Source organism: Streptomyces sp. DSM 116795, from assembly GCF_055792905.1.
Map to the genome: position 1 here is coordinate 6283757 of NZ_CM147707.1, position 13336 is coordinate 6297092.

Genomic DNA, 13336 nt, shown 5'->3' on the forward strand with positions numbered 1-13336 from the left:
GGACACCCCTAGAGCAGCGCGAGTTGGCCCTCCGGGCCCTCCTCCGGTACGTCGAGGACCGACGCCGGGCGGCGAGCGTACGGCGGCGCGGGCAGCAGCCCGGCACGGTGGAGCCCGGCCCGGCCGATCCCTCCGCGGGACTCCGGGCCTGATTCCCCGCGGCCTTCCGTGGCGGATGCCAGTGTCCGGGCCAAGTCCCGTTGTTCCGGGCGGAGTTCGGACAGCAGCGTCAGTACCGTGATCAGCTCCAGCAGCTCCGACGTCCACTCCTGCGGCCAGCGCCGGGGCCGTACGGCCGCGAGCGTCCCGGCTGCTTCGGGCGGCGGCGCCGCCCGCTCGGCGAACCAGGCCTCCAGCACGCGCACGCCGCCCGCCTCGAACTCCCAGGCCGACCGCGCCACGGGCGCCACCCGTCCCTCCCCGACATGCAGCGTCCGCTCCTCCGCGTCGTGGTCGAGCTCCTCGGGCGCCGGCGCCGCGGCGGGCAACGGGGCCCGTACATACGGGCGATGACCGCCGGACAACCGCGGCCGCCCGGCGCCGTCCACGCCGGCGTACCGTGCGGCCCGCGTGTGCAGCCGGATGATGCGGCCACCCAGCGCCACTCCGCTCCGCCACAGCCCCGGATCCGAAGTCAGCGGCACCGCCCGCCCGCCGGGCCCCGGCCGGCCCGCGGCGGCCGTCCATGCGAGCACGTCCTCCGGTGTGACGGGCACGCCCAGCCGGCCGGCGAGATGTTCCAACAGGCCGGGGAGAAGGTTGGGTTCACGGCCGCCGGGACGCCGGTACAGCGGGCGGATGCGCCCCGCCCGCCCTGCATGCGTCCGCCCGTCCGGCAGCAGCGCGGTGAAGGTGAAGAGCGGCCCCGGGAGCCGCTGGTCGTGCGCGGTCTCCACCAGATGCGTCTGATGCGCGTCGCTCACCCGCCACAGCTGCGGGCGCGCCGCGTCGATGAGCCGGTGGTCAGGGATCAGCCACTGCTGGTCGTACGGACCGTGCAGGATCTGGACCGGCTCCGGACAGCCCCCGCGCTCCCGCGTCAGCCGCCCGTCGTGCGCCGGCATCCCGGGCAGCGGCGCGACGGCGCTGCGCAGCGTACGGGAGCGGCTGGGGACGAACAGCGCCGACCGCGCGGCCTCGTCGCCGGTGCGGATCAGCGCGTTCCAACGGCCGCGCAGCGAGGCGGCGTCCGGCCCGGCGACCCATCCGCGGCCCAGGCGCAGGGGCGCGACGGACCAGGGCATCACCTCGTCGAGCAGAGGCGCGTCGCCGGGGAGTGCGTCCTGGGTGCCGGGGCCGTCATCGCTCACCGCTCGATGCTACGAGGGGGTGCCCACAGTCGTCAGGGGCGCGTGTCACCGTCACGGGCGGCATGCCCTGGGCGGGAGGCCAACTTCCCTTCCACCGCGCTCAGTCGGCCTGGACGGTCACGGAGAAGGAGAAGCGGTCACCGCGGTAGTGGATCAGCGCGATGTCCACGGCTTGCCCGTCCTCGTCGTACGTCACGCCCGTGTAGTGCAGGATCGGGCTGAGCAGCGGCACGTCCAGCAGCTTCGCCGTCTCCGGGTCGGCCAGCCGCGCCTCGACGGTGTCGGTGATCCGGCTGATGCGCACGCCGACACCGTCGCGCAGCACCTTCGTCATCGGCCAGCCGCGCTCCAGGTCGGCGGGGTCGATGAGCGGGGCGACGCGTGGATGGATGAAGTTCTCCGCCCAGTTGGTCGCCTCGCCGCTGTCCGGGTCGCGGCGCAGCCGCCGGTACGCCGTGGCCTGCGTGACCCCCGGGAAGTGCTCGGCCAGTCCGGGCGGCAGCGCGGCGGGCCCGTGCTCCAGGAGCGTGGTGAGGTCGCCCGACTGCTGGGCCACGATCGTGTCGACCGAGCCCAGCAGCCGTACCGGCCTCGCCCTGCACGCGTCGGGTTCGATGAAGGTGCCGCGTCTGCGGTGCCGGGAGATCAGCCCTTCCGTCTCCAGCTCCTTCAGCGCCTGCCGCATGGTCAGCACGCTCACCCCGTAGTGCTCGGCGAGGCGTTCCTCGGTCGGCAGCCGCAGCGGTGCCTGCGGCGTGCGGCCGAGTATCGAGGCCCGCAGCGACTGCGAGACCTGATACCACAGCGGCAGCTTGCGGTTGAGCTCCAGCGAGTCGGGAGCGAAGACGGACACGGGACCACCACCTAGGGTCTGTCTGACAAATCCCGTCTGGGGAGCGGTGTCTGGGGCGCACGCTCTCCCCCACTTCGTGGGAGGTGCCCCCAGCGTTGTCGGTCGTCGGCGCAGCCCGCTGCGCTCTCCTCCCTCCGCCTTGCGATCGCACGCCCCAGACACCGCTCCCCCCGTCCTACGGACGTACGACGCTATTTGTCAGGCAGACCCTAAGGCCGGAAGTCGCGCTGCAGACCCTGCCACACGTCGTCGTAACCGGACTGCAGATGCGAGGCCTCCAGCGCCTGCGCAGTGGCGATCACGGGCCAGCGCGTCTCGAACATGAAGGCCAGGCCGTCGTCGATCTTCTGCGGCTTCAGCTCGGCCGAGCTCGCCCGCTCGAAGGTCTCCCGGTCCGGTCCGTGCGCGGACATCATGTTGTGCAGGGAGCCGCCGCCGGGGACGAAGCCCTCCGCCTTCGCGTCGTAGGCGCCCTCGACCAGGCCCATGTACTCGCTCATCACGTTCCGGTGGAAGTACGGCGGGCGGAAGGTGTCCTCGCCGACCAGCCACCGCGGCGCGAAGACCACGAAGTCCACGCCCGCCAGCCCCGGAGTGTCGGACGGCGAGGTGAGGACGGTGAAGATGGACGGGTCCGGGTGGTCGTAGCTGATGGTGCCCATCACGTTGAAGCGGCGCAGGTCGTAGACGTACGGGACGTGGTTGCCGTGCCAGGCGACGACGTCCAGCGGCGAGTGGTCGTAGCGTGCCGTCCAGAGGTTGCCGCAGAACTTGTTGACCACCTCGACCGGACGGTCCGCGCCGTCCTCCTCGTAGGCGGCGACAGGTGCCATGAAGTCCCGTGGGTTGGCGAGGCCGTTGGCGCCGATCGGGCCCAACTCGGGCAGCGTGAAGGGCTGTCCGTAGTTCTCGCAGATGTAGCCGCGCGCCTGGTGCTCCAGCAGTACGACGCGGAACCGCACCCCGCGCGGGATCAGCGCCACGTGCCCGGGCTCCGCTCTCAGCAGGCCGAACTCGGTGTGCAGCAGCAGCCCGCCGAGCTCCGGGACGATCAGCAGTTCCCCGTCGGAGTCGCAGAAGACGCGGTCGGTCATGGAGGTGTCCGCGGCGTAGAGGTGGACGGCCATTCCGGTGCGCTGTGCCGCGTCGCCGTTGCCGCCGAGCGTCCACAGCCCGTCGACGAAGTCGGTGCCCTGCGGCGGGTCCGGCAGCGGGTTCCAGCGCATCCGGTTCGGGTCGGGCTCCGCCTCGGTGAAGGGCGCGCTGCGCAGGCCGCCGTTGCCGGTGCGCCGGAAGCGGGGATGCGCGGCCGAGGGGCGGATGCGATAGAGCCAGGAGCGGCGGTTGTTCGCGCGGGGCTCGGTGAAGGCCGTGCCGCTCAGCTGCTCCGCGTACAGGCCGAGCGGGGCGCGCTGCGGGGAGTTCCGCCCCACGGGCAGCGCGCCGGGCACCGCCTCGCTGCTGTGCTGGTTGCCGAAGCCGGAGAGGTAGCCGAGACCCTCCGCCGTCTTGCGCGCCTGCTCCTGGTCCGCCCTGCCGCTGCCGGCACCGGTGCCGAGGGTCATCGGGATGCTCCTGCCGCTCATGTATCCCCCTAGCGCCGCGTCAGCCAAGGTTCACCCCGCTCGCCGCCCTGGCACGCGCACCGGCTGCGTTGGCCGTAAACCCGAGTAGGCCCACTACGAGGGCTTCCGGCCGTCTTGCCGCTGCACGCACCAGAGCACCTCGCTACCGGGCAAACCTTGGCTGACGCGACACTAGATTCCTGTACTTGACCATAGGAATAAGGGGTGTCCGCGTCAATGAGGCCGTGCCGCGGCGGGTGAGTGCCGGTGTGCCGCTCTTGCGCGGACTCCGCAGGGTGTGCCGTCCGGGGCCGGGTCCGGCATCGTGCCCGTAACCCGTGTCACGTTCACCGGCCTCGCGGGCGAAGTCCCGCTCAAGGGGCCTACAGTTCATGGCACGGAGTGACACAGCATGCACGGCCCTAGGGAGCGCGATGACCGCTACCGGTACGCCCGACACGTCCACCGGAGCCGTCCGCGACGGCGCCCGCACCCCTGAGGAGACCGGCACCGGGCTGCGCATCTGCCCGCTGTGCGAGGCGACCTGCGGTCTCACCGTCACCGTCGAGGACGGACGTATCACCAAGGCACGCGGTGACCGCCACGACGTCTTCAGCCACGGCTTCGTCTGCCCGAAGGGCGCGTCGTTCGGTGAACTCGACGCCGATCCCGACCGGTTGACGCGCCCCCTGGTGCGCGCCGCGGACGGGGAGCTGAAGGAGACCGGCTGGGACGAGGCGTTCGCCGCGGTCGCCGCCGGACTCGGTCCCGTACTGGCGGACGGCGTGGCCGACGCCGTCGCCGTCTATCTCGGCAACCCCAACGTGCACACCATGGCCGGCGCCCTCTACCCGCCGCAGCTCCTGGGCGCGCTGCGCACCCGCAACTTCTACACGGCCAGCACCCTCGACCAGATGCCCAAGCACGTTTCGTGCGGGCTGCTGTACGGCGACCCGCAGGCCATACCCGTCCCCGACATCGACCGCACCGACCATCTGCTGATCCTGGGCGCCAACCCCGTCGAGTCCAACGGATCGCTCGCCACCGTCCCGGACTTCCCCGGCAGGCTGAAGCGGCTGCGCCGCCGCGGGGGCCGCCTCACCGTCGTCGACCCGCGCCGCACGCGCACCGCGAAGCTCGCCGACCGGCATGTGCCGATCCGGCCCGGCAGCGACGCACTGCTGCTGATGGCGATGGTGCAGGTGCTCTTCGACGAAGGGCTCACCGATACCGGGGAGCTCGGGGAGCACCTGAGCGGCGTCGGCGAAGTACGGGAGCTGGCCCGGGAGTTCACGCCGGAAACCGTCCAGGACGCCTGCGACGTCCCCGCGGAGGACATCCGCCAGCTCGCGCGCGAGCTGGCGGCCGCACCGCGCGCCGCCGTCTACGGCCGTGTCGGCTCCTCCACCGTCGAGTTCGGCACCCTCACCAACTGGCTCGTGGACGTACTCAGCGCGCTGACCGGCAATCTCGACCGGCCCGGCGGCTCCATGTTCCCGCTCTCCGCCACCGCACGGCCGCCGCGCCCCTCCGGGGCCCAGGCGGAGAAGGGCAGGGGATTCCAGCTGGGACGCTGGCACAGCAGGGTCAGCGGGCATCCCGAGGCCAAGAGGGAACTCCCGGTCGTCGCGCTCGCCGAGGAGATCACCACTCCCGGGGAGGGCCGGGTACGGGCCCTGATCACCCTCGCCGGCAACCCCGTGCTCTCCGCACCGGACGGCGAAGGGCTGGAAGCGGCGCTCGCCGGGCTGGACTTCATGGTCAGCCTCGACCCGTACCTCAACGAGACCACCCGCCACGCCGACGTCGTACTGCCGCCTGCCAGGCCCAGCCGGACCCCGCACTTCGACTTCGCCTTCAACGCGCTGCCCGTACGCAACCAGGTGCGCTACACCCGCGCCGTGGTCGAACAGGAGGAGGGCGAGCCGGACGAGGCGGAGATCATGGCGCGGTTGCTGCTCTGCCTCGCCGGCACCCCCGACGCCCCGGCGCACACCGTCGACGACGCCGTCATCGCCCGTACGCTCGGCAAGGCCGCCGCCGACCCGGCCTCGCCCGTGCACGGCAGGGACCCGGAAGAGCTCGCGGGGCAGCTGACCGGACGGGACGGGGTCGAGCGGCGCCTGGACATGATGCTGCGCCTCGGCCCGTACGGAGAGGGCTTCGGCGCCGACCCGGAAGGGCTCAGCCTGGACAGGCTCCTCGGCCACCCGCACGGCATCGACCTGGGGCCACTGCGCCCGCGGCTGCCGGAGCTGCTGCGTACCCGCTCCGGCACGGTCGAACTCTGCCCGGAACCCGTCCGCGAGGACGTGCCGCGGCTGTGGGCGGCGCTGCGGCGGCGCACCACGGGCGAGAGCCTCGTGCTGGTCGGCCGGCGCCATCTGCGCTCCAACAACAGCTGGATGCACAACGTCCCGGCCCTGCGCGGCGGCACGAACCGCTGCACCCTCCAGATCCACCCCGACGACGCCGCCCGCCTCGGCCTCGCCGACGGCGCCGACGCACGCGTCACCGGCGACGGGGGAGAGGTGACCGCGCCCGTCGAGGTGACCGACTCGGTGCGTACCGGCGTGGTCAGCCTGCCGCACGGCTGGGGCCACGACCGGCCCGGTACGCGGATGCGGGTCGCGGCCGGGGACCCCGGCGTCAACGTCAACCAGCTCCTGGACGGGACGCTGCTGGACCCGCTCTCCGGGACCGCGGTGCTTAACGGGTTCCCTGTGCGGGTGGCGCCTGCCGGCGCGGCCGGCACCGCTGGCAGGCCTGACACGGCTGCCGAAGCTGACATGGCTGCCACGGGTGCCGAAGCTGCCACGGCTGCCGAAGCTGCCACGGTTCCGGGTTCCGGGTGACTTCTGCGCTTCCGCTCCAGGAGCCGTCCCCCGTGCCGCCGCGCCGCTGGCTGCTGCGCCTGATCGTCTCGTTCACCTTCCTGCAGGGGGCGGTGAGCATGGCGCGGCCCGCCGTGTCCTACCACGCGCTGGAGCTCGGCGCCGGGCCGCGCGCCGTCGGCGTCATCACCGCGGCCTTCGCGCTGCTGCCGCTGGCCGTCGCCGTACCGCTGGGGCGGCGAACCGACACACGTCGGTGCGCGCCGCTGCTGCCCGTCGGGGCCGCCCTCATAGCCGCCGGATGTGCGCTGGCCGCAACGGCGCCCTCTCTCGTCCTCCTCGCCGCGTGGAGCACCCTGCTGGGCCTCGGGCACCTGGTGTTCATGATCGGCGCGCAGTCGCTCGTGGCGCGGCAGAGCGGCCCCGACGAATACGACCGCAACTTCGGCCACTTCACCGTCGGCGGCTCCATGGGCCAGCTCATCGGGCCCTTGCTGTCCGGTCTGCTCGTGGGCGGCGCGGGCGCGGGCGCGTCCGCCGGCGGGCCCGGGCCCGGGGCCGGTCAACACGGCAGCGCCGCCGCCCTGTTCGGCTCCGGCGTGCTGACGCTCTGCGCGTACGCGACGCTGTGGCGCATCGAGGGCCGTGCCGCCCGGAGCACCCCGGGCGGTGACCGCGGGGCCGGCGGCCCGCCGTCCGCACCAGTGCCGGTCGTACGCATCCTGCGGGCCCGCGGAGTCCCCGCGGGCATCTTCGCGTCCCTCGCCGTCCTCTCCACGACGGACGTCCTCACGGCCTATCTGCCGGTCGTCGGCGAGGAGCGTGGCATCGCACCGGGCGTGGTGGGTCTGCTGCTGAGCCTGCGGGCCGCGGCGTCCGTGCTGTCGCGTGTCGTGCTTCCCCGGATGACGGCCTGGCTCGGCAGGCAGTTGCTGCTCGTCCTCAGCTGCCTCGCCGCGGGCGCGCTGTGCGTGCTGCTGGCCGTGCCCGTCCCGGTGTGGGCGCTCGCGCCCGCGCTGGTGCTGCTCGGGTTCTGCCTCGGGGTCGGCCAGCCGCTGACGATGAGCACGGTCGTACAGGCCGCGCCGCACAGCGCACGGTCGACGGCGCTGGCGCTGCGGCTGACCGGCAACCGGCTCGGCCAGGTCGCCGCGCCCGCCGGTGCCGGTCTGCTCGCGGGGACGGGCGGGGCCGCCGCGCCGTTCGTGCTGCTCGGGGTGGTGCTGGTGGGGGCCTCGGGGACGGCCGCGCGGGCACGGGCCCGTACCTACGAGGCAGGGCGGGGGCAGAAAGCGGGACCCCGCGACGCACCCCGCGAGGACCGAACCAACGGCGGGCACGGCGGCCACCGCGACGGACCCAGCGACGGCAGCACGGACGGCGACGCGGACGGAGACCGCGGCGCCAGGGCGGCCGCCGCCGCCAACGGGGAGAGCCGGAGCCGCGGGTGACCCACGGCACCCGTCGCCGTACTGACACCTCAAACTAGCGGCGCTAGTTTGGGTCCATGCAGGCACACGACGGTATGTACATCGACGGCGCGTGGCGCCCGGCGGCGGCCACGGAGAAGCTCGAAGTCACCAACCCGGCGGACGGCACCGTCATCGGGACCGTACCGGCGGGCGGTGCGCAGGACGTGTCCGCGGCGGTACGCGCCGCACGCGCCGCGTTCCCCGGCTGGGCCGCGACCCCGCCCGCCGAACGCGCCGCGCTGCTGGGCGCGTTGCACGACGCTCTGAAGGCACGCCACCAGGAGATCGCCGAGACCGTCACGGCGGAACTCGGCTCCCCGCTGGCCTTCTCCCAGGCGGTGCACGCCAGTGTGCCGGTCGCGGTCTGCGGCAGCTATGCGAAGCTGGCCGCCGACTACCCCTTCGAGGAGGAGATCGGCAACTCCCGTGTCTTCCACGAGCCGGTGGGAGTCGTCGGCGCGATCACGCCGTGGAACTACCCGCTGCACCAGATCGTCGCCAAGGCCGCGCCCGCCTTCGCCGCCGGGTGCACCGTGGTGCTCAAGCCGGCGGAGGACACGCCGCTCGTGGCCCAGCTGTTCGCCGAAGCCGTGCACGAAGTGGGCCTGCCCGCGGGCGTGTTCAACCTTGTTACCGGCCTCGGCCACGTCGCGGGGCAGGCGCTGGCCGCGCATGAGGGCGTCGACCTGGTCTCCTTCACCGGCTCCACCGCCGTCGGACGGCAGATCGGTGCGGCCGCTGGCGGCTCGGTCAAGCGCGTCGCGCTCGAACTGGGCGGCAAGTCCGCCAACGTCATCCTGCCGGGTGCGGATCTGACCAAGGCCGTCAAGAAGGGCGTCGCCAACGTCATGGCCAACTCCGGCCAGACATGCAGCGCCTGGACCCGCATGCTCGTCGACTCCGAGCACTACGACGAGGCGGTGCGCGTGGCCGCCGAAGCCGTCGGGAAGTACCTGCCGGGCGATCCGAGGGAGGAGACGACGCGGATCGGGCCCGTCGTCAACGCCAAGCAGCACGCACGTGTCACCGGCTTCATCGCCAAGGGCGTCGAAGAGGGCGCCACCCTCGCGGCGGGCGGCCCCGGCGCCCCCGAGGGGTACGAGGAGGGCTGCTACGTACGCCCGACCGTCTTCGCCGACGTGACGCCCGGGATGACCATCGCCCAGGAGGAGATCTTCGGTCCGGTGCTGTCGATCCTGAAGTACGAGGACGTCGACGACGCCGTCCGCATCGCCAACGACAGCGTCTACGGACTCGCCGGCGCCGTCTGGGCGAAGGACGAGGAGGAGGCCGTCGCCTTCGCCCGCAGGCTGGATACGGGGCAGGTCGACATCAACGGCGGGCGCTTCAACCCCCTCGCGCCGTTCGGGGGTTACAAGCAGTCCGGAGTCGGCAGGGAGCTGGGGCGGCACGGACTGGGGGAGTACCTGCAGACCAAGTCCCTCCAGTTCTGACGCCGTTCACCGCTCCGAGCATCTCTTCGCCCAGCCGGAACACACCCGTCAGGAGCCCGACATGGTCCGCGCCGCCGTACTCTCCGCCGTCGGAACGCCGCTCGGCGTCGCCGGCATCGATCTGCCCGAACCAGGGCCGGGGCAGGTGCGCGTGCGTCTGGCGGCCGCGGGTGTCTGCCACTCCGACCTCTCACTCTCCAACGGCACGCTGCGCCAGCCCGTACCGGCCGTGCTGGGCCACGAGGGCGCGGGCACCGTCGTGGCCGTCGGCGAAGGGGTCGAGGGGCATGCGCCCGGCGACCCCGTCGTACTCAACTGGGCGCCCTCCTGCGGGGAGTGCCACTTCTGCGGCCCGCTCGCCGAACCGTGGCTGTGCGTGAACGCGAACGCCGGGACGACGGTCCCCTACGCGCGTACGAAGGCGGGCGAGGACCTCTACCCCGGCCTCTCCTCCGCGGCGTTCGCGGAGGAGACCGTGGTCTCGTCCCGCTGCGTGCTGCCGCTGCCCGCCGGGGTGCCGCTCACGGAGGCCGCCCTGCTGGGCTGCGCCGCCCTGACCGGAGACGGCGCGGTGCACCACAGCGCCCGCGTGCGTACGGGCGAATCGGTTGCCGTCTTCGGGGTGGGCGGCGTCGGGCTGGCGGCGCTCCAGTCCGCGAGGCTGGCCGGGGCGGGAGAGGTGATCGCCGTCGATGTCTCCCCGGAGAAGGAGGAGTTGGCCCGCGCGGCAGGAGCCACCGGCTATCTGACCGCGTCCGATACGACCGCGAAGGAGATCCGCAAGCTCACCGGCGGCTTCGGCGCGGATGTGGCGGTCGAGTGCGTCGGCCGCGGCGAGACCATTCGCGCCGCCTGGAACTCCACGCGGCGCGGCGGCCGTACGACCGTCGTCGGCATCGGCGGCAAGGAGGAGCAGGTGCAGCTCTCCGCGCTGGAGATCTTCCACTTCGCCCGCACCCTCACCGGCTGCGTCTACGGCAACTGCGACCCCGCACGGGATCTTCCCGTACTCGCCGAGCACGTACGCCAAGGACGCCTGGACCTGGGCGCGCTGGTGACGGAGCGGATCGGCCTGGAGGACATCCCGGCGGCCTTCGACGCGATGCTCGCGGGGCGCGGGGGCCGCGCGCTGGTGGTCTTCGAGTAGGCCGCGGCTCTCCGGCTTCCGGCACAGGCCCACGTCTGGGCCGGAAGCCGGAGGGTACCCGGCGAGGACTGCTGACAGCCGTGCGTCAGTTTTGGCCCTAGGGGCGGAGGTAGGGCCGGGTCATGATCTCCATGTTGTGACCGTCGGGATCGTTGAAGTACGCGCCCCGCCCGCCGAAGAGACTGTTTGTGCGGCCGGGTTCGGTGTGACTGGGGTCGGCGTAGTACGTGACCCCGGCCTCCTCAAGGCGGGTGATCATGGTGTCGAAATGCCCGTCGGGTACGAGGAACGCGTAGTGCTGCCCCTGGACCGGCTCATCTCTCTTCTCGTAGTAGTCGAGCGTCACACCGTTGCCGAGGTCGACGGGGAGGAACGGCCCCAACCGGGCCCCGACTTTCAGTCCCAGGATCGTGGCTATGAACTCGGCCGACCGGGGCTGGTCCGTGGCGTAGACGGCGGTGTGGTTGAGCTGGACGGCGGTCGTCGGCAGCTCGGACTCCTGAGGGTACTGCTGGTCGTTCGACATCAGTGATGTGTCTCCTGCTCTTTGGGATCCGCTGGATCGGGCGCCGCACGTGGGGCGCTGGGAGCAAAGATGCGGAGAAGGGGGCGGGCCTCTCGCCCGCCTCAAGCTCACGCCGGAACCGGGAACCTCACTCGTGCGTGGCCCATGGCCGACCCGGCAGTCACCTGACCGACCCTAGTGCCCGGGTCATGACCCGGGCAACGCCGTTTTCCTGGCGGCTCCCCGGTGGCTCCGGCGCCGGGGATGCTCAGGAGCTGCCGCTTCAGTTGTCTGACGCGGCGTCCGGCGAGTCCGGTGTGCTTCCGACGTACACCTCGATGCCGTCCAGGATCCGCTCCAGGCCGAAGCGGAAGTCCACGTCGTGGTCCTCCTCCGTCCCGTCGAAGACCCCGGCGTCCAGGATCTCGTGCAGCGCCGGGAACTCCTGAGGGCCGGTGAGCATCGAGAGTTGCCTCTTGTAGCGGGGGAGGAGGGTCTCGTCGGTGTCGCCCGACGCGGACATCGAGGCGGCCAGCTGGCTCTCCAGCAGCGCCTGGCTGCGCACGTACTGGCTGATCAGCAGCAGCGCGGCCAGCTGCTCGCCGGGCCCCAGCCCCGCGGTTCGCAGGCAGCGCAGCCCGGCCTCCATCCATCTGACCGAGTTGGGGGTCACGGGCGGTCCGCTGACGGGAATCTCCGCGATCCACGGATGCCGGCGCGCGACCGTCATGTACTCCATGCCCCAACGGACCAGCCCCGCCCGCCAGTTCTCGTTCTCCACCGGTACGGGCGCGGGACCGGAGACGGCGTCGGCCATCAGCGTGACGAGTTCCTCCTTGGCCGAGACGTACCGGTAGAGCGACATGGTCGAGACGGCGAGTTCACTTGCGACCCTGCTCATCGAGACCGAGCCGAGCCCTTCCGAGTCCGCGACGGCGGCCCCGGCCTCGACGATCTTGGAGAGCGTCAGCGCACGCCTGGGCCCCTTCCTGGGCTGCTCCCGGAAACCCCAGGCCAGCTCGACGCTGGAGGGCAGTCCGGTCGTGGTGTTCTCGTTCATCGCCTCGCTCATGAGCTGTTTGACAACCGCGCTTCTGCGTATACCCTACACAGTAGTTAATGCGTATCGCATACGCAGAAGAAGGGGGCGACGGGATGTCGGACACGGCGATCGAAGCGGTGGGGGTGACGAAGTCCTATGGAGCGCTGCGCGTTCTCGACGGTGTGGACCTCGCGGTGCGGCGCGGCAGCGTGGCCGCGCTCCTCGGGCCGAACGGCGCGGGCAAGACGACGATGGTGCGGATTCTGGCCACGCTGACCGCGATGGATGCCGGGCAGGCGGCCGTGGCCGGGTACGACGTCCGGCGGGAGCGCGGCAAGGTGCGCCGCAGGATCAGCCTCACCGGGCAGTACGCGGCGCTCGACGATCTGCAGACCGGCATGGAGAACCTGTGCATGATGGCCGAGTTGGCCGGCATGCGAAGGGGTGCGGCGAAGTCTCGCGCCACCGGGCTGCTGGAGCGGTTCGGCCTGTCCCGAGCCGCGGGGCGAAGGGTCAAGACCTACTCGGGCGGCATGCGCCGCAGACTGGACATCGCCGCGGGACTCGTCGGCGAACCGTCGGTGATCTTCCTCGACGAACCGACCACGGGTCTCGACGTACGCAGCAGACAGAGCATGTGGTCCGTCATCTCGGATCTCGCACGGTCCGGCGTGACCGTCCTGCTGACGACCCAGTACCTGGAGGAGGCGGACCGGCTCGCCGACCGGGTCGCGGTGCTCAACGGAGGCCGGATCGTCGCCGACGGCACGCCCGCTCAGCTCAAGCAGCAGGCCGGCGGGCACAGGCTCGACCTGAGGGCTGCCGACCGCGCCGCGTTCGGGCGGCTGCGTGCCGGGCTGGGGGCGAGGGTGATCGTGGCCGACGCGGAGGAGTGGAGCCTGAGCGTTGCCACCGACGGGACGGCGGCCCAAGTGCGGGCCCTGCTCGACGAGTTCGACCCGGCACGTGACGCCATCGAGTACTTCAGCACGCACGGGGCGACGCTCGACGACGTATTCATCGCGCTGACCGGGCGCGCCGCCGTGTCCGGCGGTGGTGCGGCGAGTGACGGGCGCCGTGACACGGAGGAGGCCGCACATGTCTGAGCTGACGATGACGCGGGACGCCGGTCATCCGGTGGAGGAAGCCCGCCG

At 72.3% G+C, this 13336-nt stretch carries 10 protein-coding genes; 5 read left to right on the forward strand and 5 right to left on the reverse strand.

Annotated features, from left to right (window positions below; translation table 11 throughout):
* Positions 1-8: 8 nt before the first annotated feature.
* The 3 genes from ACSMXX_RS27095 to hmgA form a co-directional block, all read right to left on the reverse strand.
* Entirely contained in the window at positions 9-1244 is a 1236-nt protein-coding gene (locus ACSMXX_RS27095; protein ID WP_473185000.1) for a type ISP restriction/modification enzyme, read from the reverse strand.
* A gap of 166 nt (positions 1245-1410) precedes the next feature.
* The gene (locus ACSMXX_RS27100) at positions 1411-2163 is read right to left on the reverse strand and encodes a GntR family transcriptional regulator (protein WP_473181289.1); all 753 of its coding nucleotides are present in this window, start codon (positions 2161-2163) and stop codon (positions 1411-1413) included.
* A gap of 209 nt (positions 2164-2372) precedes the next feature.
* Entirely contained in the window at positions 2373-3728 is a 1356-nt protein-coding gene (gene hmgA, locus ACSMXX_RS27105; protein WP_473185001.1) for a homogentisate 1,2-dioxygenase, read from the reverse strand.
* A gap of 434 nt (positions 3729-4162) precedes the next feature.
* Here hmgA and ACSMXX_RS27110 point away from each other — a divergent pair, with 434 nt between their 5' ends.
* The 4 genes from ACSMXX_RS27110 to ACSMXX_RS27125 all read left to right on the forward strand — a co-directional run bounded on the left by ACSMXX_RS27110 (position 4163) and on the right by ACSMXX_RS27125 (position 10635).
* On the forward strand, positions 4163-6583 hold the full coding sequence (locus ACSMXX_RS27110; protein ID WP_473181290.1) for a molybdopterin oxidoreductase family protein: 2421 nt from the start codon (positions 4163-4165) through the stop codon (positions 6581-6583).
* The gene (locus tag ACSMXX_RS27115; RefSeq protein ID WP_473181291.1) at positions 6580-8013 is read left to right on the forward strand and encodes an MFS transporter; all 1434 of its coding nucleotides are present in this window, start codon (positions 6580-6582) and stop codon (positions 8011-8013) included. The genes ACSMXX_RS27110 and ACSMXX_RS27115 overlap by 4 nt, the downstream gene beginning before the upstream one ends.
* A 56-nt stretch (positions 8014-8069) precedes the next feature.
* Complete coding sequence (locus ACSMXX_RS27120; RefSeq protein ID WP_473181292.1) at positions 8070-9488, forward strand: aldehyde dehydrogenase family protein; 1419 nt, start codon at positions 8070-8072, stop codon at positions 9486-9488.
* Positions 9489-9549: 61 nt separating this feature from the next.
* Positions 9550-10635, forward strand: coding sequence for a zinc-binding dehydrogenase (locus ACSMXX_RS27125; RefSeq protein WP_473181293.1), 1086 nt, complete (start codon positions 9550-9552; stop codon positions 10633-10635).
* Positions 10636-10732: 97 nt separating this feature from the next.
* Here ACSMXX_RS27125 and ACSMXX_RS27130 read toward each other — a convergent pair whose 3' ends face one another.
* Together ACSMXX_RS27130 and ACSMXX_RS27135 are read right to left on the reverse strand one after the other, a co-directional pair.
* Positions 10733-11161 (reverse strand): VOC family protein, encoded by a 429-nt coding sequence (locus ACSMXX_RS27130; RefSeq protein WP_473181294.1) that lies wholly within the window; start codon positions 11159-11161, stop codon positions 10733-10735.
* Positions 11162-11423: 262 nt separating this feature from the next.
* Positions 11424-12212 (reverse strand): TetR/AcrR family transcriptional regulator, encoded by a 789-nt coding sequence (locus ACSMXX_RS27135; protein WP_473181295.1) that lies wholly within the window; start codon positions 12210-12212, stop codon positions 11424-11426.
* Between the two features lie 47 nt (positions 12213-12259).
* Between ACSMXX_RS27135 and ACSMXX_RS27140 the strand changes: the two genes are divergently transcribed.
* Entirely contained in the window at positions 12260-13288 is a 1029-nt protein-coding gene (locus ACSMXX_RS27140; RefSeq protein ID WP_473181296.1) for an ATP-binding cassette domain-containing protein, read from the forward strand.
* The last annotated feature ends 48 nt before the right edge of the window (positions 13289-13336 follow it).

Bases quoted from the DNA above. Each gene is read 5' to 3' on its own strand.
- ACSMXX_RS27135 (WP_473181295.1), bottom strand. From the start codon at position 12,212: ATGAGCGAGGCGATGAACGAGAACACCACGACCGGACTGCCCTCCAGC.
- ACSMXX_RS27125 (WP_473181293.1), top strand. From the start codon at position 9,550: ATGGTCCGCGCCGCCGTACTCTCCGCCGTCGGAACGCCGCTCGGCGTC.
- ACSMXX_RS27130 (WP_473181294.1), bottom strand. From the start codon at position 11,161: ATGTCGAACGACCAGCAGTACCCTCAGGAGTCCGAGCTGCCGACGACC.
- ACSMXX_RS27120 (WP_473181292.1), top strand. From the start codon at position 8,070: ATGCAGGCACACGACGGTATGTACATCGACGGCGCGTGGCGCCCGGCG.
- hmgA (WP_473185001.1), bottom strand. From the start codon at position 3,728: ATGACCCTCGGCACCGGTGCCGGCAGCGGCAGGGCGGACCAGGAGCAG.
- ACSMXX_RS27110 (WP_473181290.1), top strand. From the start codon at position 4,163: ATGACCGCTACCGGTACGCCCGACACGTCCACCGGAGCCGTCCGCGAC.
- ACSMXX_RS27095 (WP_473185000.1), bottom strand. From the start codon at position 1,244: ATGCCCTGGTCCGTCGCGCCCCTGCGCCTGGGCCGCGGATGGGTCGCC.
- ACSMXX_RS27140 (WP_473181296.1), top strand. From the start codon at position 12,260: ATGCGTATCGCATACGCAGAAGAAGGGGGCGACGGGATGTCGGACACG.